At 71.1% G+C, this 26,294-nt stretch carries 23 protein-coding genes, 2 pseudogenes and 1 riboswitch; of the genes and pseudogenes, 13 read left to right on the top strand and 12 right to left on the bottom strand.

The window, feature by feature from the left end:
- Positions 1-30: 30 nt before the first annotated feature.
- Both QOL88_RS37190 and QOL88_RS37185 read left to right on the top strand, forming a co-directional pair.
- Positions 31-1,986 carry an SMI1/KNR4 family protein gene (locus tag QOL88_RS37190; protein WP_257027997.1) on the top strand — a complete coding sequence of 652 codons (1,956 nt, stop codon included), beginning with the start codon at positions 31-33 and terminating at the stop codon, positions 1,984-1,986.
- Between the two features lie 139 nt (positions 1,987-2,125).
- Positions 2,126-2,761: an acetoacetate decarboxylase family protein gene (locus QOL88_RS37185; RefSeq protein ID WP_143668916.1), complete on the top strand. Its 636-nt coding sequence runs from the start codon at positions 2,126-2,128 to the stop codon at positions 2,759-2,761.
- Positions 2,762-2,904: 143 nt separating this feature from the next.
- Here QOL88_RS37185 and QOL88_RS37180 read toward each other — a convergent pair whose 3' ends face one another.
- The 3 genes from QOL88_RS37180 to QOL88_RS37170 form a co-directional block, all read right to left on the bottom strand.
- Positions 2,905-3,921 carry an aminotransferase class I/II-fold pyridoxal phosphate-dependent enzyme gene (locus tag QOL88_RS37180; protein WP_097222588.1) on the bottom strand — a complete coding sequence of 339 codons (1,017 nt, stop codon included), beginning with the start codon at positions 3,919-3,921 and terminating at the stop codon, positions 2,905-2,907.
- Positions 3,918-5,258, bottom strand: a complete 1,341-nt coding sequence (locus QOL88_RS37175) for a radical SAM family protein (RefSeq protein WP_257027996.1) — start codon at positions 5,256-5,258, stop codon at positions 3,918-3,920. Before QOL88_RS37175 ends, QOL88_RS37180 begins: the two co-directional genes overlap by 4 nt.
- Before the next feature lie 261 nt (positions 5,259-5,519).
- The gene (locus tag QOL88_RS37170) at positions 5,520-6,140 is read right to left on the bottom strand and encodes a dihydrofolate reductase family protein (RefSeq protein WP_097222586.1); all 621 of its coding nucleotides are present in this window, start codon (positions 6,138-6,140) and stop codon (positions 5,520-5,522) included.
- A 155-nt stretch (positions 6,141-6,295) separates the two neighbouring features.
- Here QOL88_RS37170 and QOL88_RS37165 point away from each other — a divergent pair, with 155 nt between their 5' ends.
- On the top strand, positions 6,296-6,955 hold the full coding sequence (locus tag QOL88_RS37165) for a maltokinase N-terminal cap-like domain-containing protein (RefSeq protein WP_097222585.1): 660 nt from the start codon (positions 6,296-6,298) through the stop codon (positions 6,953-6,955).
- Between the two features lie 36 nt (positions 6,956-6,991).
- On the opposite strand, the pseudogene QOL88_RS39055 reads toward QOL88_RS37165, so the two are convergent.
- The 4 genes and pseudogenes from QOL88_RS39055 to QOL88_RS37150 form a co-directional block, all read right to left on the bottom strand.
- Positions 6,992-7,133, bottom strand: a pseudogene (locus QOL88_RS39055) (AraC family transcriptional regulator); the annotation flags it as partial.
- Positions 7,134-7,183: 50 nt separating this feature from the next.
- Complete coding sequence (locus QOL88_RS37160; protein WP_097222584.1) at positions 7,184-7,894, bottom strand: GNAT family N-acetyltransferase; 711 nt, start codon at positions 7,892-7,894, stop codon at positions 7,184-7,186.
- A gap of 110 nt (positions 7,895-8,004) precedes the next feature.
- Positions 8,005-8,871, bottom strand: a complete 867-nt coding sequence (locus tag QOL88_RS37155) for a GDSL-type esterase/lipase family protein (RefSeq protein WP_097222583.1) — start codon at positions 8,869-8,871, stop codon at positions 8,005-8,007.
- Between the two features lie 41 nt (positions 8,872-8,912).
- A complete protein-coding gene (locus QOL88_RS37150; protein WP_257027995.1) occupies positions 8,913-9,989 on the bottom strand; it encodes a rhamnogalacturonan acetylesterase in 1,077 nt (358 codons plus the stop codon).
- Between the two features lie 466 nt (positions 9,990-10,455).
- Here QOL88_RS37150 and QOL88_RS37145 point away from each other — a divergent pair, with 466 nt between their 5' ends.
- The 4 genes from QOL88_RS37145 (at position 10,456) to QOL88_RS37130 (ending at position 16,664) form a co-directional block, all read left to right on the top strand.
- Entirely contained in the window at positions 10,456-12,357 is a 1,902-nt protein-coding gene (locus QOL88_RS37145; protein WP_097222581.1) for a rhamnogalacturonan lyase, read from the top strand.
- A 146-nt stretch (positions 12,358-12,503) separates the two neighbouring features.
- Positions 12,504-14,696, top strand: a complete 2,193-nt coding sequence (locus QOL88_RS37140) for an MMPL family transporter (protein WP_097222580.1) — start codon at positions 12,504-12,506, stop codon at positions 14,694-14,696.
- A gap of 83 nt (positions 14,697-14,779) precedes the next feature.
- Positions 14,780-15,964: a sensor histidine kinase gene (locus QOL88_RS37135; RefSeq protein ID WP_257027994.1), complete on the top strand. Its 1,185-nt coding sequence runs from the start codon at positions 14,780-14,782 to the stop codon at positions 15,962-15,964.
- Positions 15,965-15,986: 22 nt separating this feature from the next.
- Complete coding sequence (locus QOL88_RS37130; protein WP_097222578.1) at positions 15,987-16,664, top strand: response regulator; 678 nt, start codon at positions 15,987-15,989, stop codon at positions 16,662-16,664.
- Between the two features lie 14 nt (positions 16,665-16,678).
- Here the strand turns inward: QOL88_RS37130 and QOL88_RS37125 are convergent, their stop codons facing one another.
- Positions 16,679-16,990, bottom strand: coding sequence for a MarR family winged helix-turn-helix transcriptional regulator (locus QOL88_RS37125; protein WP_257027993.1), 312 nt, complete (start codon positions 16,988-16,990; stop codon positions 16,679-16,681).
- Positions 16,991-17,123: 133 nt separating this feature from the next.
- Positions 17,124-17,327 (bottom strand): annotated as a pseudogene (locus tag QOL88_RS37120) (GTP cyclohydrolase I); the annotation flags it as partial.
- A 288-nt stretch (positions 17,328-17,615) separates the two neighbouring features.
- On the opposite strand from QOL88_RS37120, the gene QOL88_RS37115 reads away from it, so the two are divergent.
- The 3 genes from QOL88_RS37115 (at position 17,616) to QOL88_RS37105 (ending at position 19,713) form a co-directional block, all read left to right on the top strand.
- Positions 17,616-18,560 (top strand): MIP/aquaporin family protein, encoded by a 945-nt coding sequence (locus QOL88_RS37115; RefSeq protein WP_097222576.1) that lies wholly within the window; start codon positions 17,616-17,618, stop codon positions 18,558-18,560.
- A gap of 132 nt (positions 18,561-18,692) precedes the next feature.
- Positions 18,693-19,091, top strand: coding sequence for a hypothetical protein (locus QOL88_RS37110; protein WP_179879067.1), 399 nt, complete (start codon positions 18,693-18,695; stop codon positions 19,089-19,091).
- A gap of 31 nt (positions 19,092-19,122) precedes the next feature.
- On the top strand, positions 19,123-19,713 hold the full coding sequence (locus tag QOL88_RS37105; RefSeq protein WP_097222574.1) for a histidine phosphatase family protein: 591 nt from the start codon (positions 19,123-19,125) through the stop codon (positions 19,711-19,713).
- A 42-nt stretch (positions 19,714-19,755) separates the two neighbouring features.
- Here QOL88_RS37105 and QOL88_RS37100 read toward each other — a convergent pair whose 3' ends face one another.
- Entirely contained in the window at positions 19,756-20,517 is a 762-nt protein-coding gene (locus tag QOL88_RS37100; protein ID WP_097222573.1) for a CbtA family protein, read from the bottom strand.
- A 20-nt stretch (positions 20,518-20,537) separates the two neighbouring features.
- Positions 20,538-20,759: a CbtB domain-containing protein gene (locus tag QOL88_RS37095; protein WP_097222572.1), complete on the bottom strand. Its 222-nt coding sequence runs from the start codon at positions 20,757-20,759 to the stop codon at positions 20,538-20,540.
- A gap of 37 nt (positions 20,760-20,796) precedes the next feature.
- Positions 20,797-20,942, bottom strand: a riboswitch (cobalamin riboswitch).
- A gap of 177 nt (positions 20,943-21,119) precedes the next feature.
- On the opposite strand from QOL88_RS37095, the gene QOL88_RS37090 reads away from it, so the two are divergent.
- Together QOL88_RS37090 and QOL88_RS37085 are read left to right on the top strand one after the other, a co-directional pair.
- Positions 21,120-22,490, top strand: coding sequence for a glycoside hydrolase family 43 protein (locus QOL88_RS37090; RefSeq protein ID WP_097222571.1), 1,371 nt, complete (start codon positions 21,120-21,122; stop codon positions 22,488-22,490).
- 69 nt (positions 22,491-22,559) lie between these two features.
- Complete coding sequence (locus tag QOL88_RS37085; protein ID WP_097222570.1) at positions 22,560-23,936, top strand: glycoside hydrolase family 43 protein; 1,377 nt, start codon at positions 22,560-22,562, stop codon at positions 23,934-23,936.
- A 37-nt stretch (positions 23,937-23,973) separates the two neighbouring features.
- On the opposite strand, the gene QOL88_RS37080 is transcribed toward QOL88_RS37085, so the two are convergent.
- A complete protein-coding gene (locus QOL88_RS37080; RefSeq protein WP_097222569.1) occupies positions 23,974-24,378 on the bottom strand; it encodes a MerR family transcriptional regulator in 405 nt (134 codons plus the stop codon).
- A gap of 396 nt (positions 24,379-24,774) precedes the next feature.
- Here QOL88_RS37080 and QOL88_RS37075 point away from each other — a divergent pair, with 396 nt between their 5' ends.
- On the top strand, positions 24,775-26,283 hold the full coding sequence (locus QOL88_RS37075; RefSeq protein ID WP_097222568.1) for a SulP family inorganic anion transporter: 1,509 nt from the start codon (positions 24,775-24,777) through the stop codon (positions 26,281-26,283).
- The last annotated feature ends 11 nt before the right edge of the window (positions 26,284-26,294 follow it).

The raw sequence follows: 26,294 nt of genomic DNA, 5'->3' as shown, positions 1-26,294 counted from the left end.
CTGTCAGTGGTGGGTGACAGCATCGGGCCCATGACGGACACCACGGCATTCGACTGGCGGTCGTTTCTGCGCGGATGGAGCGAGGAGTGGGCGGATTCCCTGGCTGCCGACGATGACACGCGGAGCGAGGACGACGAGGCCGCGCGGCAGGCACGCCGGCTGGGGTTCCCACCCGCGCCGGAGGGGCGGATCGCCGCCATGGAGCAGCGCCTCGGCCGGCGGATGCCCCCGTCGTACCGGGAGTTCCTGGGGGTCAGTGACGGGTGGCGGCACGCGGGCGGCTTCGTGTGGCTGTTGGCGGGGACCGAGGACGCGCGCTGGCACAACGACGAGTCGGGGCTCGGCGACATGTTCGACGAGTACCTGGACGAGGAAGCCGGGCCCGAGGAGCGGCAGGAGGCGGACCTCTGGCGACGCGGGCTGCAACTGAACGTCGAATCCGACGCCACCTACGTCCTCCTGGATCCCGACGACGTGGACGAGGACGGCGAGTGGGCCGTCTACACGTGGGCGAGCTGGCGCGCCGCGCCGCCCGAGCGGCACGCGAACTTCCGTACGTTCATGAGGGACATGCACCGGGAGTTCCACTGCCTGCGGGCGAACCCGGGCGACGGGGAGCCGGCGTTCGTCAACGACACGACGCGCCGGCTGGACGCCCAGGTGGAGGAGGCCCGGCTGGAGGCGCTGCGCGGCGGCTGGGAGCAGGCCGGGAAGGCGCTGGACGAGGCCAAGGAATACGGCCGGCCGCGGGCCGCCGGGCTGGGCGATCAGATACGGCGCCTGCTCGGAGAGACCTACCTGGTGTCCTTCGAGGGTGTGGCGACGGACCCGCGGTACGCGAGCGAGCTGCTGCCCCTCCTGGTCGCCGAGCACGCGGCGCACTCGTACCGGGACGACTCCACGCTGACGTTCGATCTGCGGGGCGCTGACGACGAGCTGGTGTCCATGGCTTACGCGCTGCTGGATCAGATGAGGAACGGCACGTACCGGTACACGGCGGCCGGACCGTTCGGGGAGGCGGTCGCCAGGGCCCGGGAGCTGGCGCGGTGGGGAGACACGGACGCGGCTTGGCGGACACTGATCGGTGCCGTGCCTCTGTGGGAGCCGCTGGGGCGGGACCACCTGGCGCCGCTGGGGTGGGTGGCCGATCCGGTGCTCGGGCCGCTGCTGACCCCGGAGCGGGGCCGCGAGCTGCTGTCCACCCCGCGGGGCGGGCAGACCGGTGAGAGACCGGATCCGACGGCCGGGCTCGACCCGGGCGGCCTGGCGTGGCTCGCCGAACCCGACTCGGGCAACAACCGCACGTCCTACCGGTTCGTCCTGGTGGAGGGAGTCGAGCCGGAAGAGCTGCCAGGGCGCCTCTCGGACGGGGACGACACCGTGCTGAACGCCCCCATGACCTCCTGGGACGCGCACCGCAACTCGCTGCGCGACAAGAGGGACTTCTCGTCCTACGACGACAGGGCTCTCATGGTGGTCGGCCGGGCGGGCACCGGCTGGAGTTTCGCGTTCGACGGCCGTCCGGACTCGTTCGACCGGCGGCGGTTCGTCTCCCCTGCCGCGGGCGCCAGTGCGGACACCCGCGCGGTGGTGGTGTGGAGCGACCTGAGAGCAGGGCACCGGGAACGGTGCTTCCACCTTTCGGTGGCGCGCGACGGTGTCGAGCAGTACGCGTTCACCTACGCGGACGGGGAGATCGGGCAGAGCGGGGAGATACCGCGGACGCTGGACCCGGGCCTGTTCTTCGGTGAGCGGGCCGACGGTGCCGAGACAGAGCGGTCGCTGCTGGAAGCGGTGGCGGGCGAGTTCGGTGTCCGTCTGCCGCGCCACGCGATCGTGAACGGGCGGCTGCACACGTTCGTGACCCGCTCCTGGACACGGCCGCCCAGGGACGGGGAGACGTACGCGGTGATCCGCTTCCACAGAACGGCCCCGATGCCGGCGGGCATCGAACCGGCGCCGGAGGAAGGCCCGGAGGGCGGGTAGACGACGGTTGGGGACACGGCCCGTTCTCGTCGAGCCGACCGGGACGCGCCCGTGGCACCGCGTCGCAGGCCCGCCCCCGCCGTTCCGGGTGGAACAATCGGCCGTACGAGCCCGAGCTGAGGAAGTCGGTCATCACGCCGTGAAACGACCAGCCGTCCCCTTTCCTCCCTCCCCGTGGCGCCTCACCGGCGACATGGTCGTCTCGCTGTGGCGCGTCCCGGTGGACGACCTGCCGTCCTGGCCCCTGCCGGCCGGCGTCCGCCCCTGGGTCGTGCGGCGCCGCGCCACTCTGGTCACCTTCTGGGTCGACTACCGGCCCGGCGGCGTCCTCGCCTACCGCGAGTTCCTCATCGCCCTGGCCGTGCGCCACGGGCACCGTCTCGCCGGCAGCACCGTCACCGCCTGGGTCGACGACGACGGGGCCCTGGCCGGGGGACGCGCGCTGTGGGGCATCCCGAAGGAGCAGGGCGTGTTCACGCTCCACGCGGACAGCCGGAGCACCCGGGCGGAACTGACCGCCGACGGCATTCCGGCTGTCCGCTTCACGTACCGGGACGTACTGCGGCTGCCCTTCCGGCTGTCCGCACGCGCCCACCTGATCCAGCAGCTGGCCGACGGTGCGGTGTGCCGTGTGCCCATGCGGATCAACGGCCGGCCGGCGCTCGGCCGCGGCCGCGTATGGACCGGGTCGGAAGGGCCGGTGGCCGTGCTCGCCCGGCGTCAGCCGGTGCTGTCCCTCGCCGTCCGCGAGTTCCGCAGCATCGTGGGAAGCTGAGCGGCAACCCCGTGGGGGCTGCTCAGCGTCTCCAGCTCGGCGTGGCGTTGCCGAGGGCTGTCCAGAGCTGGACCTTCAAAGGCTTTCGTGATCCGGCGGGGAAATGCCCCCGGAGGCTCCCCTCGGGTCCGCCTCCGGGGGTTTCAGCGTGTCACCGCCGGCGTGGGGCCGAAAGCGTCGGCGAGGCTGGTCAGGATGGAGCCGGGCCAACTGCTCTCCCCGAACACGCCGACCGGCATGGCGAGCACGCCGTACTCGCGCCGGAGCGTCTCCGCCGGGATCTCAACCGGGAAGAAGTAGTTGCCGGGACACGTCCGGCTCGCCGTGGGAATCGCTGCGCGCACTTCGTCCGGCAACCGTTCGAAAAGCCGCTCGGCCCGTGCGGCCAGTTCGTCGGCGACCTGCCGGGGCACGTCGCCGTGCTCGGTCAGCAGCCGGTCGGCGAGCCTCAGCTGTGCCGAGGTCGGCGGATCCGCCCGGAGCGCTTCGGCCAAGCCGGTGTGCGCCGGACCCAGCAGGACGACGCCGAACGTGCGTGGCCACAGCCATCCCTTGGTGACCGAATGCAGCAGGACCGCACGACCGGTGTCCAGCAAGCGCCGGGTACCGGCGGCGAACGGGGTGCCCAGGTCGTAGACGCTGTCGATCAGCAGGCGGCGGTGTGGTGATTGCCGCAACCACGAGATCACCGATGCGCACTCGGCATCGGACAGGTATCGGCCGAGTGGCTTGCTGGGGTTGGCGAGCAGCAGGTATTCGGGCCGGTGGTCCGTCGGCGACCCCGGCAGGGCAGGCACCGGCAGCGTCGGGTAGGAGGCGGGCGTCAGGCCGGCGGCGCGGGCCAGCTCGAAGTAGACCGGGTATACGTCGCCGGGCAGCCACAACCGCGCCTGCACGGAGCGCAGCCAGTGGAACACCGCGCCGAGCCCGTGCCGGACCCCTCGACCGACCATGGCGTGGCCGGACCACTCTTCCGGCAGCTCGTAGCGCCGCAGCCAGGCACGGGCGAGATCGCACCGGTGCACCGTGGTCATGTCGGTCGGCGGTTCCGGTCGCATCGGAGCAAGGGCCCGGTACACGTTGGTCTCGGCGGCGTCCAGGAGCGACGCGGAGCCACTGAGTCGGCGCTGCCGGAATTCCTGGAACTCGCCGAACCTCATGCCGTCGCACCTTCCGGCACGATCTCGCTGGCGCGGTCTTCCAGGGAGGCGTAGCAGCGTCCGTCGGCCATGACGTTCCAGCTGCGGGCGATCCCGTTGGTGCGTTCCCACAGCAGGCTGGGTTCGGTGTAGGCGGCGATCCGCATCGGTCGTCCGTCCCAACTGCCGTCGTAGACCGGCGCGCCCCAGGGCAGGCGGCTCGCGAGTTCGAAGCCGTGCTGCTCGGCGAACCCGGTGACGATGGACAGCGATACCTGGTGTTCTCGGCTCCAGACGTTGGCGGCGCGGTCGAAGTAGAGCGACTCGGTGCTGGTGGATACGTAGAGCTCCTTGAAGCAGACTTCCTCGACGCCTTGAGCCGCGGCCCACGAAAGGTAGTCGGCGACCTCGGCAGCGTCGGTGACGCCGCCGTGCTGGAGCACGCAGATCAGCCTCATCCGCAGCCCCGGCAGGCGGTCACGTTCGTTGCGCCAGCTGTCGATCACGGAGCTGACCGGCGTGCGCAGCATCATCAGCCGCTCGTTGACGGCGTCGTCATGGTGGTGCCGGGAGACCGCGAGCACGCTCAGACCCGCGGCGCTCAGGGCTGCGAGGCGGTCGGCCCGGTCAGCGTGCGGGCCTTTCGCCAGGGTGTGCGCGTTGGTGATCAGGACGACCTTCGGGAAGGCCGCCGAGCACGCGGACACCAGGCGCAGCTGCTGATCGAACGGTATGAGCGTGGGCTCCCCGCCGCCGGTGATCACCGCACGCTCGGCGCCCGCCGCACGGGCCCGCTCCAGCCAGCGGGTCACCGCGTCCCACGGGACCCGGGCCGGCGCCTGGTCGCTGGAGATCGAGGCCGAGGAGAAGCAGAACGAACAGCGGGCCTGGCAGGCGGAGGCGACCGGCAGAAGCGAAACCGAGCGCGGTCGTGTGTCGGCGTAGCGACGCAGTGCCGATCCGTGCAGGCGCAGGGAGGCCGCCATCGCATCCTCGATGGTCGTCGGGCGCAGAGTGAACTCGTCGCCCGCCTGGTCGAGCTCGTGGACCGCCGACAACCGGATGCGGGCCTCGTGCAGTTCCATGCCGAGGCCGGTCGACACGTTGGGCACCAGCGTGTCGGGGTCCACCATGGTTTCCAGCACCAGCAGCCGGTCGCCCGGGATGGCCAGCCGGTCCAGCAGGCGTCGCGCCTTGCCGATGCCTATTCCCAGCTCCGCACGCGTCAGCAGGTGGAACCGGTCGGGAAAGGTGCTCTCCGGAATCCCCGCCTTGCCGTAAGCGAACGCGTACTTGTCGAAGCCTCTGGCGAAGTTCGACAGCACGATGACGTGGAAGCGCTGGCCGCTCTGATTCATCCCGTCATCATGCATGAACGGGCCCGGCCCGCCATGGGCTTGGATGCGGGTGGAACCTGCCACTACGCACGGCGGCGGGCAGGGATGCCGGAAAGGGACGAACGGTCTCGCGCGGGGATCTCCAGCACCTCCACGACCGCTCGCGTCGCGTCGACGATCCCCGGAGTCTCAGGGACGGCGCCGCCCGCGCTGATCCCGGCTGTGGGTGCTGAGCGAGGCGCCGTCCCATCCGGGGGTGATCTTCTCCGGCCACCCGAGCGCTCAGGTCGACACGCGGTAGGTCACGTGCGTGACCCGGCTCGCCGCCCGTGACGTCAGCTGCTCCAGTTCCAGCGGCGGGACGCCCTCGAACAGTCGCGTACCGGCGCCGAGGGTGAGGGGCGCGATGTGCAGCCGCAGCTCGTGGATCAGGCCGGCGGCGAGGTACTGGTTGATCGTGGTCGCGCCGCCGAGGACGGTGACATCGCCGCCGCCGGCGGCATTGCGCGCCATGTCCAGGGCGGACACGATGCCGTCGGTGACGAAGTGGTACGTGGTGCCGCCGTCCATCGGCTGCGGCTCGCGCGCGTGGTGGGTCAGCACGAACACCGGCGCGTGGAACGGCGGATCACCACCCCACCAGCCGTTCCACCGGCGATCCCATGCGCCCCGTACGGGGCCGAACATGTTGCGCCCCATGATGAACGCCCCGGCCGTGTTCAGCCGGTCGATCTCGGCCCGGTTCTCGTCGGGTGTGTCGAACATCCAGGCGTGCAGCCCGGCGCCCGAGCCGTCGCCGCCGTCGTCTCCGAAGGGGCGCTCCTCGGTCTGGTCGAGCCCCGCCGAGTACCCGTCGGCCGAGATCGTGATGTCGCAGATCACCCTGCCCGTCGGCGTGGTCATGATGTTCTCCTCCTCGTGGCGTTCGGGTATCGGAAACTACGGCGTCAGGTTTCGGAAACTACGCGCACGGACCGCCGCCTTCCACAGCTGTGCCGACGCCACGCGGATGCGAAAGTGTGATCGCCCGTACGACTCGTGGGAAGGGACCCATCGGCATGGCCGTCATCCACCGCACCACCCTGAAGCCGACCAAGCTGGAACTGCTCACGTCCTGGCTGCCTTCCCGTCCGTGGTACCGGGGTGGCGCCGGCGAACCGACGTTGGCGAAGGCGGGCGGTTTCCGGCTCGACGATCCGCGGGGCGAGGTGGGGATCGAGTTCATGGTGGTCACCGACACCTCCGGCCCTCAACTGGTGACGTACCTGGTGCCCCTCACCTATCACGGTGCGCCGCTCGACGGGTCGGAGCACGCTCTCGTCGGCACGATGGAGCACGGTGTGCTGGGGCAGCGCTGGGCCTACGACGGTTGCCATGACCCGGTGCTGGCCGACCGGTTGGCGGCCCTGATCGAGGGGCGGGCGCGGGCCCAGGACCAGAACGTCAGTGACACCCCCGCGCGCGAGGTCGTCGCCTCTTACACCGGTGAAGGACTCCTCTCCAGGGACTTCACCGCGACCGACGACAGGGAAGGCACCGCGCTGACCACGCCGCAGGGCACGACCCTTCGTCTGCACCGTGCCCTTCAGCCGGCTCCGGACGGCCAAACCCTCCCTCCGCAGGGAGCCGTCGGCCACGTCAGCGGCTCCTGGGAGACGCCGGAGGGCACCCACGCCGCAGGGGTGTTCGCCGTCCTGTACGGCGCCGGACGGGCGTAGCTTCCCCGGAGTCAGCGAGTCCGTGAGCGGAACGGCCCAGGCGTCCGGGGGCACCCCGAGCGTGCGGTTGAAGTGGCGACGCAGCGTCGTGGCGGTCCAGGTGACGGGAGCTGGCCCCCGCTCGGCGGGCCAGGTCCCCCACGGTCAGCGGCTGGTCGAGCCTTTCGATGATCCAGGGGCGTCGGCCGACGCTGGCCGGAAGCGACTGGCGCTCTGTGCGCCGGCCCCTCACGGCGTGCGGAATCCGCGGAACGTCACGTGCTTCCGGGTCTCGAAGCCGAGCCGTTCGTAGAGCGCGAGGGCGCCGGTGTTGGCCTCGGCCACGTGCAGGAAGGGGCGCTCGCCGCGGGCGACGACGCGTGCGATGAGTGCGCGCATCAGGCGGACCGCGTGGCCCTGCCCGCGCGCCTCGGGTGCGGTGCAGACGGCGCTGATCTCGGTCCACCCGGGAGGCCTCAGCCGCTCCCCCACCATCGCCACCAGTGCACCGCCGCTGTCGCGGATGCCGAGATAGGTGCCGAGTTCGTGCGTCCGGGGCCAGAAGGGTCCCGGCCGGGTCCGCTCGACGAGGTCGAGCATCTCGGGCACGCTCTCCGCCCCGAGTTCGACCACGCCGGAGTCGGACGCGGCGCGAGACGGGTCCGGGTCGCCGTCACCGGCCCAGATCAGCTGGCGGCCCTCCATCACGAAGACCGGCTCCCAGTCGGACGGCGGCGTCGCCGGGCAGCTGAACATGTCCGCGAACTCGCCCGGGCCCAGGAGCTTCGCCAGGTCGGCCCATGCCTCCGCGTCCGGTTCGGCCGGCACCGCGGAGAAGGTCGCGACGGAGGGTACGTAGGTGACGGCGGCGCCGAGCCGCCGGGCGAGATGTGCGTGATGCCCGCGGAGCGACTCGCCCACCGGGTCGTCGAGTGCGACGGCGTCGCTGAGCCCCGTCATCGTGCTGCGCCTTTCCTGCCCACTGCCGGTGCCGGCCGGCCAGGAGGCCGGCGCGGCGTCTTCGGATGCCGACAGCCATGCTAGTCAGCCCCTCCGACCGGATCGCGGCGCTACCCGAGATAGCCGGCGAGCGGGAGGTTCTGCCTGCGCACGTCTCCGGCGACGAGCCCGGCGATCCGCTGGGCGCCGTACGTCTCGAAGTGGGTGTGGTCGTTGCAGAAGAAGGTGCCCAGGGGACCGCTGCCCCCGTAGTCGCCGTTGTTCGGGCAGAAGCGCAGGCTGTTGTAGAGCGAGACGCTCAGCGACTGCAGGTCGACGACCGGCGCCCTGGTGGCGGATCCGACGGCGAAGGTCTCGTTCACGAAGCCGCGGTTCTTCGTCGCGGTGCCGCCGGAACAGGTGATGGCCGCCACCGGGGTGAGCAGCACCGGGTGCGCTCCCCGGGCCAGGGCGGCCTGCACCATCGTGGTCATCAGCTGCCGGTAGCGGGCGGGGCCGACATGCCGGGGGCAGGTCGAGGAGGAGTCGTTGATGCCGAACTGGATGAAGAGGTAGTCACCGGCCTTCATTCCGGTGCTCGCGTTCAGCATCGCCTGCCAGCGGGACGAGTACGTGGTGGAGGTGAGGCGGCATTCGCCGTCCGAGCCCTTGGTGCTGCTGACGTTCCCTTCGTACAGCCAGGTCTGGATGCTGCGGCCGCCCACGGCCTGGTTTTTGACGGTGACGTCGGAGGTGAACAGGGCGTCGAACTGGCTTCCCCAGCCGACGGGGCAGCGGGCGGAACTCGGGTTGGCCATGGTGGAGTCGCCGGCCAGCCACACGGTGACCGGCTGGGCGGCTCGCGTCGCGGGTGCCGCGGCGCCGGATGTGCCGGTGCAGTGCTTCGCGGCGCTGTCGGCCGCTGAGGCGGCGCCGAGTCCGAGGCTCGACAGGGCGATCACCAGCGCGGCGGTGATGACGGTCCGTAAGTCCTTCATGTGTTATCTCCCGGGACGGGGATGGGCGCCCTCGTGCGCGGTCAGCGCAGGTGGGCGGCGAGGGGGAGGTTCTGCTCCCGGATGCTCTGGAGCAGCAGGCCGCCCATCTGGGTCGCGCCGTACTGCGAGAAGTGGGTGTTGTCCGTGACGCCGTCGACGGAGGAGCGGAGGAAGAGCTGTGCGGAGGCGGACGGGCCGAGGGACTCGACCAGAGCCTTGCTCCGGGCGGTCAGGTCGATCACCGGGACCCGCTGGGCCACGCCCACCGCACGCATTTCGGCGGGCAGGTTCACGCCGACGCCGTTGACGTGGAGTGCCGTGGGCGTGAGCCGGTTGCCGTCGAACAGCCGGCGGACCGGTGGCGTCACCAGGACCGGGACGCCACCCTTGGCGCGGATCCGCGAGATCATGGTGGTGAGGTTGTTCCGGTAGGCGGACGCGCTGGTCTGCTTGTCGTTGTGTCCGAACTGGATGAACACGGGGTCGTTCGCCCTCAGCTTCGACAGCAGCGCGGGAAGGAGCGCCGAGTTGCTCAGAAAGCTTGCCGAACTCTCCCCGGAATCACCGTAGTTGGCGATGGCCGCGCCAGGACGGACCGCTGTCGTGATCATCTGCCCCCAGCCGGTGTACGGAGCGGCCGGCTGGTCGCACACGGTGGAATCACCGGCCAGGTAGGCGACCAGGGGTTGCGCCGCCGGCTTCACCGAGACGGCCGAGACCTGCGGGCCGGCACCTGTGAAGCGGAGGTCCAGGCCGGGGTTCCCGTTGCCGCCCTGCCCGGTCGGCTGCCCTTCCGGTTGGCGCACGTTGAGGGTGAACGAGTAGGTGGCCACGGCTCCGGCCGCCGTTCTCGTCGCCGGGAGCAACAGGCGCCGGGCCTCCGCCCACATCTCGGTCTGCCCGGCCGAGGCACCGCCGATGGAGACCGTCACGTCGTAGTTGCCCGGCGCGACGGCGTAGCGGCACGTGATCGACGAGGTGCCGGAGCAGCCGGCCGGCAGCGCCTGCGGCGCGGCGGCGGCGCGGTGGGTCGCGCCCGTGCCGGCCAGAGCCGCCAGGGCCAGCAGGCCTGCCATTCCCAGCCGGGCGCCACGCCCGCCACGGCGTCTCAATGCCATGCTCATTACAATCATGAGTCCGTCCTTCACCACGTAGATGTACGGGTCGAGGTGTACGGGCCGCGGGGCTCGGTTCGCGGCTCAGGCCTGAGTGAAGCCGTCCGGGACTGGGGGTGATCCGCCCGCACATGCTGGGAGCGTTCACAACGTGAGGGGCACGAGAGGACGCTCCATCCTCGAAAGGGGAAGGGTGCGTGTGCGGAGATCCACGAACTGCCGTGCTCAGCGCCTGAGTTCACGTCCGGTCGACCAGTTCGACTGCCTTCGACCACAGTTGACCCGCGAGGCGCATCACGCAGTGTTCAAGCGTCTCCACCTCACTGTCAATCCATAGGAGCCGAGAAACTCACGGATCCCAACAGGGACGAACAGCCGACTGGACAGAATCCTTGACGAGGCATCAGCTCGTTCTTACGCTCCCTCCCCATGGGAGCGTTCCCATTCCCCCCACGTCCCGGAGGCCACCGTGACCGACTCGCACCGGCGCCCCCGCACCACGCCACGACCGCGACGATCGTCCCACCGGACGGGCAGCCGTTTCGTCGGCTGCCTCTCCGCCGCCGCACTGGCCGTCTCCGCGCTCGTCGCACTGCCGCAGAGCGCGCACGCGGCGACCGCCCGGCAGGTCGAGAAGCTCGACCGCGGACTGACCAGCGTGCACACCAGCAGCGGAAACCTGGTGTCCTGGCGGTGGCTGGCGACCGACCCGAACGATGTGTCGTTCAACGTCTACCGCGGCGGCACGAGGCTCAACTCCTCACCCGTCACCGCCTCGACGAACTACTTCGACCCGGGCGGCGCCGACTCGGCCGACTACACGGTGCGCGCGGTCGTCAACGGCAGCGAGCAGGCGGCGTCCGCGCCCGCGGTCCAGTTCCGCACGGGCTACAAGGACGTGCCGATCTCCCCGCCCGCCGGCGGCACCGCTCCGGGCAACTCGGCCTACACCTACGACGCCAACGACGCCTCGGTCGGCGACCTCGACGGCGACGGCGCTCTGGACCTCGTCCTGAAGTGGCAGCCCACCAACGCCAAGGACAACTCCCAGTCCGGCTACACCGGCAACACCATCGTCGACGGCATCAAGCTCGACGGCACCCGCCTGTGGCGCATCGACCTGGGCCGCAACATCCGCTCCGGCGCCCACTACACGCAGTTCCAGGTCTACGACTACGACGGCGACGGCAAGGCCGAGGTCGCCATGAAGACCGCCGACGGCACCCGCGACGGCACCGGCGCGATCATCGGCAGCTCCTCCGCCGACCACCGCAACTCCAGCGGCTACGTCCTGTCCGGGCCCGAGTACCTGACGATGTTCAACGGCCAGACGGGCAAGGCGATGCAGAGCGTCGACTACGTCCCGGCCCGTGGCACCGTCTCCTCCTGGGGCGACAACTACGGCAATCGCGTCGACCGCTTCCTCGCCGGCACCGCCTACCTGGACGGCGCCCGGCCCTCCCTGATCATGGCGCGCGGCTACTACACCCGCACGGTGATAGCCGCCTGGGACTGGCGCAACGGCGCCTTCACCCGCCGCTGGACCTTCGACACCACGTCCTCCACCAACAGCGGCAAGGGCTACGACGGCCAGGGCAACCACAGCCTGTCCGTCGCCGACGTCGACGCCGACGGCAAGGACGAGATCGTCTACGGCGCGATGACCGTCGACGACAACGGCAGCGGCCTGTGGACCACCAGGCTCGGCCACGGCGACGCCGGCCACGTCGGCGACCTGAACCCCTCCCGTCCGGGCCTTGAATACTTCAAGGTCTCGGAGGACGCCGGCAAGCCCGGCTCCTGGATGGCCGACGCCCGCACGGGTGCGCGGCTGTGGCAGACGGCGTCGGGCTCCGACAACGGCCGCGGCGTCGCCGCCGACATCTACGCCGGCAGCGCGGGCGCCGAAGCCTGGTCCGCCTCCGACACCACCCTGCGCTCCGCCACCGGCGCCTCCCTTGGCCGGGAGCCCTCCAGCATCAACTTCCTGTCCTGGTGGGACGGCGACCCCGTCCGCGAGCTCCTCGACGGCACGCGCATCGACAAGTACGGCACCTCCGGTGACACCCGGCTGCTCACCGGCTCCGGCGTCGCCTCCAACAACGGCACCAAGTCCACCCCGGTCCTGTCCGGTGACATCCTCGGCGACTGGCGCGAGGAGGTCGTCTGGCGTACCAGCGACAACCGGGCGCTGCGGATCTACTCGACTCCGCACCAGACCAGCACCAAGATCACCACCCTGCTCCACGACACGCAGTACCGCACGGCCCTGGCCTGGCAGAACACCGCCTACAACCAGCCCCCGCACCCGAGCTTCTTCATCGGCAACGCGATGCCGACGGCTCCCCGGCCGACGGTCTACACACCCTGACCCACGCTGAGCCTCGGGCTCTTGCCCCTACTGCGATCGCAGCAGGGGCAAGAGTCTGCGCTCGGCCGACGACGAGAGACCAGTGGACTGCGAGCGTTGCGGTGTGCCGGAGTTCCGGCCCGTGTTTCCTCTGGAAAGGCTCGTCGATGTCCCCTCTCGCCCGCTGGTGCCACCGGCACCGGCTCGCCGTCGTCCTGGCCTGGGTGGGCCTGCTGATCGCCCTGGGCGGGGCGGTCGGCGCGGCCGGCAGCAGCTTCGGCAACAGCCCGCTCTCCCAGGACACCGACTCGGCGAGGGCGACGGCTCTGCTGCAGAAGGGCGCGAGCAGCGCGGCGGGCAAGAGCGGCCGGGTCGTCTGGCAGGTGAGCGACGGCAAGGTCACCGACGGCGCGGCCGAGCGGGCGATGACGGGAGCGCTGGAGCGCATCGCCGACGCCCCGGGCGTGGCCTCGGTGACGGGCCCCTATACCCCCGCCGGCAAGGCCCAGGTCAGCGAGGACGGCAGGACCGCCTACGCCACGGTCGCGTTCGACGACGGTGTCGAGGACGCCCGGATCGACCAGGTGAAGGACCTCGCGACGGCTCCCGAGTCGAAGCGTCTGCACATCGCGCTCAACGGGCAGGCGTTCACCGTCAACCCGGAGCCGAACGCGGTCGCCGACGCCATGGGCATCGTCCTGGCCTTCATCGTGCTGCTGTTCGTGTTCCGGGCGGTCTGGGTGGCGGCGCTGCCGATCATCACGGCCATCGCCGGCGTCGGCACCTCCGCGGTCGCGGTGATGCTGCTCAGCCATGCCGTCACCCTCTCCGACACCACGCTGACCCTGGGTTCGCTGATCGGTCTGGGCGTGGGCATCGACTACGCGCTGTTCATCGTCAACCGGCACCGCGGCAACCTGCTGGCGGGCATGGGCGTGGCGGAGTCGGTCGCCAAGTCCCTCAACACCTCCGGCCGGGCCGTGGTGTTCGCCGGGCTGACCGTCGTGGTCGCGCTGCTGGGCATGCTCACCCTGAACGTCGGCATCATCAACGGCATGGCGATCGGCGCGGCGATCACCGTCGTCCTGACGGTGCTGGCCGCCATCACCCTGCTGCCCGCGCTGCTCGGCATGATCGGGCCGAGGATCCTCGGCCGTGCCGAGCGCCGAGCCCTCGCCGGACTCGGAGCGGTCCCGTCGACCGGCACCGGGCTGTGGGGCCGCCTGGCCGAGCGCGTCCAGGCGCGGCCCAAGGCGCTGGGTCTGGTCGGTCTCGTGGTGCTCGCGGCGCTCGCGCTGCCGGCGCTCTCCCTGCGGCTGGGTGCGTCCGACGACGGCAACCTGCCCACGACATCGACGAACCGTCAGGCGTACGACATGATCGCCGACGGGTTCGGACCGGGCGTCAACGGCCCGCTCGTCCTCGCGGTCCAGGCGCCCGACACCGCGGGCAAAGCCGCCGTGGCGAAGCTCGTCACCGCTCTCGAGCAGGTCGACGGTGTCGCCGGTGTGGGCGCCCAGCCGATGAAGGAGGGGCAGAAGGTCGGGGTGATATCCGTCGTCCCGACGACGTCCCCGCAGTCAGAGGCCACCTCCGACCTGATCCACCACCTGCGTGACGACGTGATCCCCGGGGTGGAGCAGGGGACGTCGATGAAGGTCTATGTGGGTGGCGTCACCGCGAGCAACGACGACTTCGCGTCGGTCCTGATGGGCAAGCTTCCGGTGTTCGTGCTGGTGATCGCGGCTCTCGGTTTCCTGCTGCTGACGGTCGCCTTCCGCAGTCTGCTCATTCCGGCGGTCGGCGCGCTGCTGAACATCCTCAGCATCGGGGTGGCCTTCGGCGCGATCGTGGTGGTCTTCCAGTACGGCTTCGGTGCCGGACTGCTCGGGCTGGGCGCGGCCGGGCCGATCGAGTCGTTCGTGCCGATCCTGGTCGTCGGCATCATGTTCGGCCTGTCCATGGACTACCAGGTCTTCCTGGTCAGCCGGATGCGCGAGGAGTGGGCGCACACCGGTGACAGCGGTCGTGCGGTCCGGGTCGGGCAGGCGGAGACGGGGAAGGTGATCGCCGTCGCCGCGACCATCATGGTGTGTGTCTTCGGCTCCTTCGTGTTCGGCGGCATGCGGGTCATCTCCGAGTTCGGCGTGAGCCTCGCCGTGGCCGTGGCCCTGGACGCCCTGCTGGTCCGCATGGTCGTGGTGCCGGCGCTGATGCACCTGTGCGGACGGGCCAACTGGTGGCTGCCCCGCCGACTGGACCGGGCGCTGCCCCGCGTCTCGGTCGAGGGCCCCGCGGAGGAGCCGGTGCAACCGCCCCGGGCGGTCCGGGAACCGGAGACAGCCGGTTTCCACGGCTGACGGACATCGGTGTAGGGCGCGGACCGGGTGGCGGGCTGACGCACCGCCGGCCGGTCCGTGCTGCGTAGAGTGAGGGAGTGCAGGTGGTTGCGTTGAGTCGGCGGTTGCTGGCCCGTCACGAGCGGATCCGGGACGCGCTTCCGGCGGTGGTGCTCGTTCTGGTGGGCGCGGCGGCGACAGCGGCGGGCGAGAACGGTTCCGGCTGGCACGCGCCCCGCCCGGGCGGCACGGCCTGGATGGCGCTGGCGTGCGTTCCGCTGGTCTTCCGCAGCCGATGGCCCCTTCCGGTCGTCTTCGCCTCGCTGGCCGTCGATCTGGCCCACCTGTCCGTCGCGCCGGACTTCTCCGTGACGCCGGCCGCGAGCCTGGTAGCGCTGTACAGCCTCGCCACCCGCAGCAGCCGGCGTACCGCCTGGATCGTCGGCATCACCGCGTCGGCCCTGGTCACGGCCGTCTACGCGGTCGCCGACTCCGAGCCGCCCCTCGCGGGTACCAGTCTGCTCAGGTTCGACCTCGCGATCGCCGCCACCGCGCTGGGCGACGCCGTCCGCACCCGCCGCCGGCACCTCGCCGAAGTCGAGGCGCGAGCCGAACGCGCCGAGCACACCCGCGAGGAGGAGGCCCGGCGCCGGGTCACCGAGGAGCGCGTCCGCATCGCCCGCGAACTGCACGACGTCGTCGCCCACCACATCACCCTGGTCAACGCCCAGGCGGGCGTGGCCCACCACCTCCTGCGCAACGATCCCGACCGCGCGTACGAGGCGCTGGCCCACATCAAGGACAACAGTCGCGCCGCGCTCGACGAACTGCGCGCCACCGTGGGCCTGTTGCGCCAGCCCGACGACGGGCCCGACTCCCGCGCACCCATCCCGGGGCTGGCCGATCTCGACGCCCTGGTCGGCGGTGTACGGGCGGGCGGGTTGTCCGTGCGGGTGGTGACGCCCGCCGGCACACCCCGGCCCGTCGCGCCCACCACGGAACTGACGGCCTACCGGATCGTCCAGGAAGCACTCACCAACACCCACAAGCACGCGTCGGCGACGCGGGCGGAGGTGGTGCTGGACTTCGGCCCGGACCGGCTGCGGATCACGGTGACGGACGACGGCCGCCCCGGAGCCTGTCCCGGACCCGGTTCCGGGCACGGTCTGATCGGCATGTACGAGCGGGCGACCGCCATCGGCGGGACGGTCACCGCCGGGCCGCTTCCCGGCGGCGGCTTCCAGGTCGTCGCCGAACTCCCGCTGGCCCTCGCCCCCGCGTCCACCTGACCCCACGAGGTAAGAGTCACCCATGACGATCCGTGTCCTGCTCGCCGACGACCAGGCCCTGCTGCGGGGCACCTTCCGGCTGCTCATCGACGCTCAGCAGGACATGGAGGTCGTCGCGGAGGCGTCCAACGGGCGGGAGGCCGCGGAACTGGCCCGCTCCGCACGCGCCGATGTCGTGGTGATGGACATCCGGATGCCGGAGGTCGACGGTATCGAGGCCACCCGGCTCATCGGCCGGGACGAGGATCTGGCCGGGGTGAAGGTGCTGGTGCTCACCACGTTCGAGGTGGACGAGTTCGTCGTCGAGGCGCTGCGGGCCGGTGCGAGCGGCTTCCTCGGCAAGGGTGTCGAGCCGGCCGAACTCCTGCACGCGATCCGGCTGGTCGCGGCGGACGAGGCGTTGCTCTCGCCCACCGCGACCAAGGGACTGATCGCCCGGTTCCTCTCCCAGCCCTCGCCCGGCGCCCTCGCCGACCCCGAGCGGCTGGCCACGCTGACACCCCGGGAGCGCCAGGTCATGACACTGGTGGCCACGGGCCTGTCCAACGACGAGATCGCCGAACGGCTCTTCGTCACCCCGGTCACCGTCAAGACCCACGCCAACCGGGCCATGGCCAAGCTCGGCGCCCGGGACCGGGCCCAACTCGTGGTCATGGCCTACGAGAGCGGGCTGGTCCGCGCCGGACAGACGCGGACCTGACCGTCACTGAGGCGTCAGCCGTCGCGCAGCGCCTTCTCGATCTGGCCCAGCGAATGGGTCAGCCGCCCGTAGTCCGCGGAGGCCAGCGGCGCCACGAAGTACCGCTCCACGACCTGCGCGTGGGCGGCGGCGGCCCGGAGGAACACCGCACGACCGTGATCGGTCGACTCGACCAGCACGCTTCTGCGGTCCCCGGGGGCCGGTACGCGCCGCACCAGGCAGGCCCCCTCCATGCGGTCGATCAGGCGAGTGATGCCGCTGCTGGTGAGCGTGAGGTCGTCGGCGAGCCGGCGCTGTGAGATCTCCTCGTCCGGGTGCGCCTGCACCGCACGCCACCCGAAGGTCACCGCCGACGCCGACGGTGCCCGCGTCCTGCGCAGCGTCCTGATGAAGCCGGAGTCCGAGGACCACGTCCACCGCCTGCACGAGCGGGTCACGCGTCTCGCCCGGTCATGACCGCTACCGGGTCACGCCCGTCAGGGCGAGGAACTCACCGCGGGAGCGTGCGTCGGAGCGCAGCAGGCCGAGCAGGGTGGAGGTCAGGGTGTCGGAGCCGGTGGCCTGGACACCGCGCAACGTCATGCAGGAGTGCTCGGCCTCGATGACCACGCCGACGCCCTTGGGATCCAGGTGGTCCTGCAACCAGTCGGCGACCTGCTTGGTCCGCGGTTACCTCGACGGCCTGGAGGTCAACGGTGTCCGCGCGGCGCTGGCCCCGGAGCCCGGGGAATGCTGCGTCCGGCTGGGCTCCGGCGACAGCGAGTCCGCCGACGACACACCCCGGGGCCGCTGACCTCTTCGACGAGCCGCCCACCCCGCCGCCCGCTCGTCCGGCGGGGCAGGTGAGCGAGCCACCCGAGATTCTCCTGCGGTTGCCGCGCCCCACGCGCCGGGTTACCACGTGATTACCGCGCGTCAGGCGGCACATCAACGAACCCAGGGAGAAATCACATGGCAGTGGAGATCAAGCCTCTGGTGAAACCCTCGAGGCTCAGACGTCGCGCAGGCCTGGCGGGCGAGTGCCTGGCGGAGTTCCTCGGGACCTTCGTCCTCATCTCCTTCGGATGCGGCGTCGTGGCCATGACGGTGGCGGCGCTGCCCGGCTCGGGCCGCACCGAGGGACCCACCATCTTCTTCCTCGGCGCCGGGGACTGGCTCCTGATCACCTGGGGCTGGTGCATGGCCGTGATCCTCGGCATCTACGTGGCCGGTGGCGTCAGCGGAGCGCACATCAACCCGGCGGTCACCCTGGCCTTCGCCGTCCGCCGCAAGTTCCCCTGGGTCAAGGTCGTGCCCTACTGGGTCTCCCAGGTGCTCGGCGCCCTGGCCGGCGCCGCGCTGGTCTACGCCGTGTACCACGACGCCATCAACGCCTTCGACGACGCCTTCAAGGGGCCGAAGACCAACGGGAAGACCCTCGCCTCGTTCTCGATCTTCGCCACCTTCCCGGCGCCGTACTTCAACGGCGGCGTCTGGGGCCCGCTGCTCGACCAGATCGTCGGCACCGCCTTCCTGGTCATGCTGGTGGTGGCGATCATCGACCTGCGCAACACGGCCGTGAAGGCGAACCTCGGCCCGCTGGTGATCGGCTTCGTCGTGGCGGCCATCGGCATGTCCTACGGCGCGAACGCGGGATACGCCATCAACCCGGCCCGCGACCTCGGCCCGCGCCTGTTCACCTGGATGGCGGGATGGGACGGACTGGCGTTTCCCGGCAGCCTGGCCGACGCGTTCAGCGACTACTGGTGGATCCCGATCGTCGGGCCGCTCGTCGGCGGTGTGATCGGCGTGCTGATCTACGACCTGTTCATCGGCGACGTGCTGCACGCCCGTGCGCTGCAGGGCGAGGCGCCCGAGCCCGGCCGGACTCGGCCCACCACGTCCGACGAGGAGTGAACGGTATCGGCCACGGGCGGGACCCGGGCCGATGCTAGATTCCTCTGGGCGTCCGGCCGTGAGCGGTGCGGATCGCCTGCCGGACAGGTGAACCGGCCCAGGGCAGGCCCGTATCGGATGGTGGCGCGATCCATGACTGACCCGGAGGAGATCCCCGGCGCGGCCGACGCTCCCCTTCCGCGGATCCTGGGCAACACCGGCTCACTCGTCGCGGCCGGCGCGGAATCGACCGGCGCCCTGTGGCGACTGGCCGAGCCCGGACGGCAACTGGACGCCAATCTCGTCCGCGTCCCGCCCCAGGGGTCCATCGACGCCCACGCCGAACCCGACCTGGACGTCCTCCTGCTCGTCGTCGACGGCGACGGCGTGCTCGGCTCGGCCGCCGGGCCGTGCGCGGTGGAGTCCGGCAGCCTCGTCTGGCTGCCGCACGGCAGCGTCCGCAGCGTGCGGGCCGGCGAGAGCGGCCTGTCGTACGTGACGGTTCACCGCCGCCGCCCCGGCATGCGGATCCAGAGCCGGCCCGGCGCGTGACTGAGGTGTCGGGCAGGAGGCGCGCGGTCAGGTGACCAGCCGCGTCGTCCTCATCTCGCCGGCGATGAACCAGTCGCTGCGGCAGGCACGCTTCGACGACGGGGGCACCCTCGACGCGGACGGACGGGCACGTGCCTCGGCGGTGGCCGGGTCGCTGCCCCCGGCCACCCGGATGGTCGTCTCCCCCGGCATGCGCTGCCGGGAGACCGCCGGAGCGCTCGGGCTTGAGGGGACCGAGGCGGCGGAGCTCGCGGGTCTGGAGGTGGGGCGCTGGCGCGGCCGGACCCTCGACGAGGTGGCCGTCGCGGAACCGGAGGCCGTGGGGCGGTGGCTGACCGATCCCTCCTGCGCACCCCACGGCGGGGAGTCGGTGCGGGACGCGTGCGCGCGCGTCGGCCACTGGCTGGACGCCCTGCGCGAGACGGACGGACGCACGCTCGCCGTGGTCGAGCCGGACGTCGTGCGGGCGGCCGTGGTCCATGCGGTGGGCCTGTCGGCGTCGGGTTTCTGGCGGCTGGACGTGGCACCGCTGACCGCGACGGAGCTCAGCGGGCGGGCCGGGCGCTGGAATGTGCGGCTCGGGCGGCCGCTGGACGCGCCGGGAGCCGGCGCCGGGTTGTAGGGCCTGTCGTTTGGATCACCGGGGCGAGGCGGTTCGGGCGGGTCAGTGGGGAGCGGCGACCGGCCGGGCCGTGGCGGCGGCCGTCTCGGGTCCGGGGTTCAGCAGCCGCTCGGCCAACTCGCCGAAGAGCAGGCCGAATCCGGCCCAGAGAGTGGTCTGTACGGCCAGCGCGGAGAGGCGGAACCGCCACAGCACGGCGGCCGGGAAGTCGGCCGGTACCTCGTTGACGGCCGGCAGGAACGCGTAGGCGGTCCCGACCGCGAGGGCGAACGCGGCCAGCGCGACGACCGTGGCCCACCAGGTGCCCAGGCCCGGCGCGAGGCGCCGGCCGAGGACGGTGGCGGCGATCGCCAGGAGGACGCCGAGCAGCATCATGAGGAAGTACAGGGTGGTCCGCTTGCCGATGGTGTCGGGGTTGCCGACGGCCGGGGGGTTGGCGGGGTACTTCAGGAACGGCACGACGTAGACGGCGAGCAGGGCGCTGCCGGACAGCAGCAGCGCGGTGGCCCGGGGGCTGAAGCGGCCCACGCGGCCGAGCGCGAAACAGTAGGCCAGAGCGGCGATGCCGCCGAAGGCGACGCCGTAGACGAGGACGCCGGTGGCCAGGCCGGCGGTGGACTGCAGGCCACGGGAGACGAGTTCGACCTCGTGCCCGTGGGCGGGGGCGTGGGCCTCCTCGAAGCCGATCGCCTTGTCGACATCCGGTTCGCCGAGGAAGTAGGCGGCGGCCAGGGCGAGTACACCGGCGGCGAGACCGGCGAGCATGCCCCGCACGAGCAGGTTTCTCACGGTGGTGGAGTTCATGAGGGTGTGGCTCCCCGGCGTCAGTGGCAGGGGAAGCCGAGCAGGTGGCGGGCGTCGTGCACCCACTCGTGGACGTCCTCGCCGGAGGTGACGGAGGTGGCGCCCTGCTCGGCGCCGACGAAGTAGAGCAGGACCAGCATCAGGATGCCGAAGAAGAACGCCCAGGGAGCGATCGCGCCGATCGGCAGCTTGGCGGGGAGGGCGGGGGTGGAAGCGGACGGCTGGGCGACATGCTGCGCCATGGCAGGTCCTCCTCGGGGAGCTCGCGTCCCCTGTCGGTGGTGCACTGGACGACGGCTACGGGTCTGACTCGCTCCCTCTCGTGTCGAGGGGGCACACAGTGGCGCGACCGTGCCGGATTCCCACCGGCTTCCGTTCTGGCGTCGTCGATTCGCCCTGACGGTACCCGTCGACCCGTACATGGCCAATGCCCGGCGGTGGGGCGGGGCGTGCTCTCACCGAACGCTTACCCGCGCACGAGTATTGACGGTGATGCTGCGCGGCCCCTACGTTCCCATCCGGCACCACGAACGTCGTTCGACATATCGATCGAGTGCGGTGAAGGACAGCTCACTCCCGAAGCCCAGAAGGACGAGCCGCCCATGCCTTTCCTGCCTGCTTCGCCCCGCCCCGCCCCGCGCCTGCCCCGACACCTGGTGATCCCGCTCGCCGTCGCCGCGTCGGCCTGCTCCCTGCTGCCCGCCCGGGCAGTGCCCGCGCCGACCGCCGGACCCCAACTCACGGAAGCCGCCGCCGCGTTGACCGTGTGGGACGCCGACGACGTACGCGGCCACCTCAGTCTGCCCACCACATCCCTGTACGGTGCGAAGGTGCGGTGGGCGTCCGACCGCCCCCGGACCGTCACACCGACCGGCGAGGTCAACCGCCCCGCCCACGGCCGGCCTCCCGCTCACGTCACGCTGACGGCCACGGTCCGGCTCGATCACCAGCAGGTCAAGCGGCGTTTCGACGTCACGGTCCGCGCTCTGCCGGAGCGAAAGCCCCTGGAGGGCTACTTCTTCGCCTACTTCGCGGGCGAGCGCTACTCCGACGGGGAGCAGGTGTACTTCGGCGCCTCCCGCGGCAACGACCCCCTCCACTGGGACGACCTGAACGGCAACAAGCCGGTGCTCACCTCGGACCTCGGCGAGAAGGGCGTGCGCGACCCGTTCATCGTCCGCTCCCCCGAGGGCGACAAGTTTTACCTGATCGCAACCGACCTGAAGATCAACGGCGGCAAGGGCTGGAGCCAGGCGATGCGCTTCGGCAGCAAGTACCTGGAGATCTGGGAGTCCACCGACCTCGTGCACTGGTCCGGACAGCGCCACGTGAAGGTCTCCGGCGACCGCGCCGGCATGACCTGGGCGCCGGAGGCCACCTGGGACCCGAAGCTGGGCGCGTACGTCGTCTACTGGGCGTCCAACCTCTACGCGGCGGACGACACCGAGCACACCGGCAGCACCTACCCGCGCATGATGTACGCCACCACCAGGGACTTCCGCACCTTCAGCGAGCCGAAGGTGTGGAACGACCCGGGCGGCGGCGTCATCGACTCCACCGTGGCCAAGGACGGCGACTGGTACTACCGCATCACCACGGACGACAAGGTCGTCGGATCGTGCTCCCGCGACGTCGTCCTGGAACGCTCCCGCAGTCTGACCGCCGTCGACTCCCCCGGTACGACACCCCGCAGGTGGGAAACGGTCGACGACTGCATCCGCACCGGCGTCGGAACCGACTGGGTCGAGGGGCCCACCGTCTTCAAGGACAACACCGGTGACGGCTGGTGGGTCTTCATGGACGAGGCCGGCGGACGCGGCTACCTGCCCTTCCACACCGACAGCCTCGCCGAACCCCACTGGTCACTGCCCGGCGACCACGCGCTTCCGTCTCGGCCCCGGCACGGAACGGTGCTGCCCGTCACCGCCGAGGAACTGGCGCGGGTGCGCGCCGCATATCCCGACCCCTCCTGAACGGTCTTCCGAACTCCGCCCGCCAGAGCGGCAGTCCGGTGTCCCCCCATACGCCCCTTGGAGAACAAGATGAGCGCGAACCCCCACCTCTCCCGCCGCGGTCTCCTCGGCATGACCGCCGCCGTGCCGCTCGCCCTGACCCTCGGCGGCGGCACCGCGCACGCCGCCGACTCGGCGTACGCCATGGTCTACTTCACCGAGTCGACCAAGCTCGGCGACGGCACCGACTACGGCCTGCACCTCGCCGTCAGCCCCGACGGGCTCAACTGGACACCGCTCAACCAGAACAACCCCCTGGTCACCCCGACCGCGGGCGCGCTCGGGCTGCGCGACCCGTTCCTGATGCGCAAGCAGGACGGCACCTTCGTGGTGCTCGCCACCGACCTCAAGGGCACCGACTGGAACTACAACAGTCAGTACATCCACGTCTGGGACTCGGCCGACCTGCGCACCTTCACCGGCTACCGGCGGCTGAAGCTGCACGACATGGCCACCCACAGCTGGGCCCCCGAGGCGTTCTGGGACGCGGGCCGGCGGCAGTACGCCGTGATCTACTCCTCGGTCAACTCCAGCGGCCACAACGTGATCATGGTGAACTACACGACCGACTTCGTGACCGCCTCCGCCCCACAGGTGTTCTTCGACCCGGGCTACGACGTCATCGACGGCGACATGGCCGTCGGCGTGAACGGCTACAACTACCTCTACTTCAAGAAGAACCAGACGCTGGTGGGCGCCAGATCCACCACCCTGAACCCGGGCAGCTTCACCGAGTTCAGCACCGGCGTGGCGCACGGCGGCACCGAGGCACCGACCCTGGTCAAGTCGCTGACATCCGGCACCTGGTGGCTGTGGGGCGACACCTACACCCCCAACGGCGTCTTCTACGCCTGGCAGACCACCGACCTCGCCTCCGGCACCTGGACCGCCCTCGACCAGAGGACCTACACCCAGCCGCTCAACTCCAAGCACTGCGGCGTCGCGGCGATCACCTCGGCCGAGTACGGCAACCTGCTCACCAAGTGGGGCGCACCGGCCTGGAACCGGCTCAAGTCCTACAACTACCCGTCCCGATACGTCCGCCACTCCAACTATCTGGGCCGTATCGACACGTACCCGATCGAGCCGTACAAGGACTCCCTGTGGACCCTGGTACCGGGGCTCGCGGACAGCTCCGGGGTCTCCTTCCGGTCCGTCAGCCACCCGACCCACTACCTGCGGCACTACAACTACGAGCTGCGCCTCGACGCCAACGACGGCACGTCGACGTTCGCCGCGGACGCGACCTTCCACCGCACGGCGGGCCTGGCGGACGCGAACTGGTCCTCGTTCCGCTCGCACAACAACCCGACCCGCTACATCCGCCACGCCGACTACGCCCTGCGCATCGACCCGGTCTCCACGACGACCGAGCGGCAGGACGCGACCTTCCGCGTCGGCTACTGAGCCCGCCCGGGCCGGTGGGCCGGCCCCTTGTGGGGCGTCAGAGACGGGGAGAGCGGGCGAGGCGCTGCGCCAGGGTGGCCGCGAACTCCTCCGCCCGGGACAACCGGGTGCGCAGCTCCTCGACCCGCTGCTGCGCGGCCCGCTCGAAATCACGCACCCGGTCCACCAACCCCTCGCGGTCCCCGGGCGTCAGTTCCTCGCCCGAGTCGAGGCGGTCGGTGGCCTGAAGGAGGGCGCGCATCTCGTCGAGGGTGAAGCCGAGCGGCTTCATGCGGCGGATGACCATGAGTCGGGCGACGTCGGCTTCCGTGTAGAGGCGGAAGCCGCCCCGGGAGCGGGCCGAGGGGACGACGAGCCCGGTCTCCTCGTAGTGCCGGATCGTGCGCAGCGACAGCTCGGTCCGGGCGGCGACCTCGCCGATCTGCATGTGCTCGGTGCTCACGCCGGTGCCTTCCTCGTCACTCGCCGCCGCTCGCGGACGGCCGACGCCGATCTCTACCCTAACGTTAGGGTAGAGTCGCCGTGGTACCGGCCCGGCCGACTGCCGCGCCCGTTCCCGTGGTGCGGGACGCGGGCCCCCGGTCCGTCCGCCGTGCCGGGGCCGACGAAGCTCCCGGCGAAGACCGATCCCGCAGGAGCGAGCGTGCGCGTGTGTGTGATGCCCGCCGCCTGCCCGCCGTGACCCTTCGCCCCCGGGCTGCGGCCTTCTCTCGCGCAGGTCGTCGCGGCGCTGCCCGCTGATCCCTCGGCCGGCCGTCCCGGTCTTCCACGCCTCCCCCGCCTTCCCGCGCGCCCGCCCTGAGGCGAGCGCGCCCGAGCCCGACAGGTTCCTCTCGTCTTGTCTTCCTCCGTACCGTCCCCGGCCGCCCGGCCGCGTGGCCTGCGACGTCCGGTCCGGCTGTCCGACCCGAAGGTGCTGCGCACCGAGGTGCTGGCCGGGCTCGTGGTGGCCCTGGCACTGATCCCGGAGGCGATCTCGTTCTCGATCATCGCCGGGGTCGATCCGGCGATCGGTCTGTTCGCCTCGTTCACCATGGCCGTGACCATCGCGGTCGTCGGGGGCCGGCCGGCGATGATCTCCGCGGCCACCGGTGCCGTGGCCCTGGTCATCGCCCCGCTCAACCGCGAGCACGGCTTCGGTCACCTCGTCGCGGCGGTCATCCTCGCCGGCGTGTTCCAGATCGTCCTCGGCGCGCTCGGCGTCGCGAAGCTGATGCGGTTCGTGCCGCGCAGCGTGATGGTCGGGTTCGTCAACTCCCTCGCCATCCTCATCTTCATGGCGCAGGTGCCGGAGATGACGGGCGTGCCGTGGCCCGTCTATCCGCTGCTGGCGGCCGGGCTGGCACTGATGGTGTTCTTCCCGAAGGTGACGTCCGTGGTTCCGGCGCCGCTGGTGTCGATCGTCATCCTCACGGTCGTCACGGTCGCGGCGGGGATCGCCGTGCCGACCGTGGGTGCCAAGGGCGAGCTGCCGTCGTCCCTGCCGGTGCCCGGGCTGCCGGACGTGCCGTTCACCCTGGACACCCTGACGACCGTCGCACCGTACGCGCTGGCCATGGCGCTGGTCGGGCTGATGGAGTCGCTGATGACGGCCAAGCTGGTGGACGACATCACCGACACGCACTCCTCCAAGACCCGTGAGTCGGTCGGGCAGGGCGTCGCCAACATCGTCACCGGGTTCTTCGGCGGCATGGGCGGCTGCGCGATGATCGGCCAGACGATGATCAACGTACGGGTGTCGGGTGCGCGCACCCGGTTGTCGACGTTCCTGGCCGGTGCCTTCCTCATGGTGCTGTGCGTCGTCTTCGGGCCGGTCGTCTCCGACATCCCCATGGCCGCTCTGGTCGCGGTGATGGTGATGGTGTCGGTGGGGACCTTCGACTGGCACTCCGTCGCGCCGAAGACGCTGAAGCGGATGCCGGCCGGGGAGATCACCGTCATGGTGGTCACCGTGGCCTGTGTGGTCGCCACGCACAACCTCGCCATCGGTGTCGTCGTCGGCTCCCTCACCGCGGTGGTCATCTTCGCCAAGCGGGTCGCCCACCGCGCCGAGGTCACCGCGATCACGGACCCCGACGGCGCCTCGGTCGTCTACCGCGTCACCGGTGAGCTGTTCTTCGCCTCGTCCAACGACCTCGTCGGTCGGTTCCGGTACGCCACCGACCCTGCGCAGGTCGTCATCGACCTGTCCGCCGCGCACATCTGGGACGCCTCCTCCGTGGCCGCGCTGGACACCGTCGAGGCCAAGTACGCGCAGCGCGGCAAGAGCGTCGAGATCATCGGCCTGAACGAGCCGAGCGCCCGGATGCACCGGACGCTCAGCGGCGAACTCACCGGCGGCCACTGACCCCGGCACCC

It is taken from the genome of Streptomyces sp. Ag82_O1-12 (assembly GCF_900182715.1).
Classification (GTDB): domain Bacteria; phylum Actinomycetota; class Actinomycetes; order Streptomycetales; family Streptomycetaceae; genus Streptomyces; species Streptomyces massasporeus.
Note: the sequence above shows the minus strand (reverse complement) of the source record. Positions and strands in the feature narration are given on the sequence as shown.

Excerpts from the sequence above, each read along its gene's own strand:
- QOL88_RS37110 (WP_179879067.1), top strand. The coding sequence starts at position 18,693 with ATGACTGACCCGGAGGAGATCCCCGGCGCGGCCGACGCTCCCCTTCCG.
- QOL88_RS37095 (WP_097222572.1), bottom strand. The coding sequence starts at position 20,759 with ATGGCGCAGCATGTCGCCCAGCCGTCCGCTTCCACCCCCGCCCTCCCC.
- QOL88_RS37180 (WP_097222588.1), bottom strand. The coding sequence starts at position 3,921 with ATGAGGTTCGGCGAGTTCCAGGAATTCCGGCAGCGCCGACTCAGTGGC.
- QOL88_RS37140 (WP_097222580.1), top strand. The coding sequence starts at position 12,504 with ATGTCCCCTCTCGCCCGCTGGTGCCACCGGCACCGGCTCGCCGTCGTC.
- QOL88_RS37175 (WP_257027996.1), bottom strand. The coding sequence starts at position 5,258 with ATGAATCAGAGCGGCCAGCGCTTCCACGTCATCGTGCTGTCGAACTTC.
- QOL88_RS37160 (WP_097222584.1), bottom strand. The coding sequence starts at position 7,894 with ATGACGGGGCTCAGCGACGCCGTCGCACTCGACGACCCGGTGGGCGAG.
- QOL88_RS37085 (WP_097222570.1), top strand. The coding sequence starts at position 22,560 with ATGAGCGCGAACCCCCACCTCTCCCGCCGCGGTCTCCTCGGCATGACC.
- QOL88_RS37190 (WP_257027997.1), top strand. The coding sequence starts at position 31 with ATGACGGACACCACGGCATTCGACTGGCGGTCGTTTCTGCGCGGATGG.
- QOL88_RS37115 (WP_097222576.1), top strand. The coding sequence starts at position 17,616 with ATGGCAGTGGAGATCAAGCCTCTGGTGAAACCCTCGAGGCTCAGACGT.
- QOL88_RS37150 (WP_257027995.1), bottom strand. The coding sequence starts at position 9,989 with ATGGCATTGAGACGCCGTGGCGGGCGTGGCGCCCGGCTGGGAATGGCA.
- QOL88_RS37130 (WP_097222578.1), top strand. The coding sequence starts at position 15,987 with ATGACGATCCGTGTCCTGCTCGCCGACGACCAGGCCCTGCTGCGGGGC.
- QOL88_RS37155 (WP_097222583.1), bottom strand. The coding sequence starts at position 8,871 with ATGAAGGACTTACGGACCGTCATCACCGCCGCGCTGGTGATCGCCCTG.
- QOL88_RS37090 (WP_097222571.1), top strand. The coding sequence starts at position 21,120 with ATGCCTTTCCTGCCTGCTTCGCCCCGCCCCGCCCCGCGCCTGCCCCGA.
- QOL88_RS37100 (WP_097222573.1), bottom strand. The coding sequence starts at position 20,517 with ATGAACTCCACCACCGTGAGAAACCTGCTCGTGCGGGGCATGCTCGCC.
- QOL88_RS37170 (WP_097222586.1), bottom strand. The coding sequence starts at position 6,140 with ATGACCACGCCGACGGGCAGGGTGATCTGCGACATCACGATCTCGGCC.
- QOL88_RS37165 (WP_097222585.1), top strand. The coding sequence starts at position 6,296 with ATGGCCGTCATCCACCGCACCACCCTGAAGCCGACCAAGCTGGAACTG.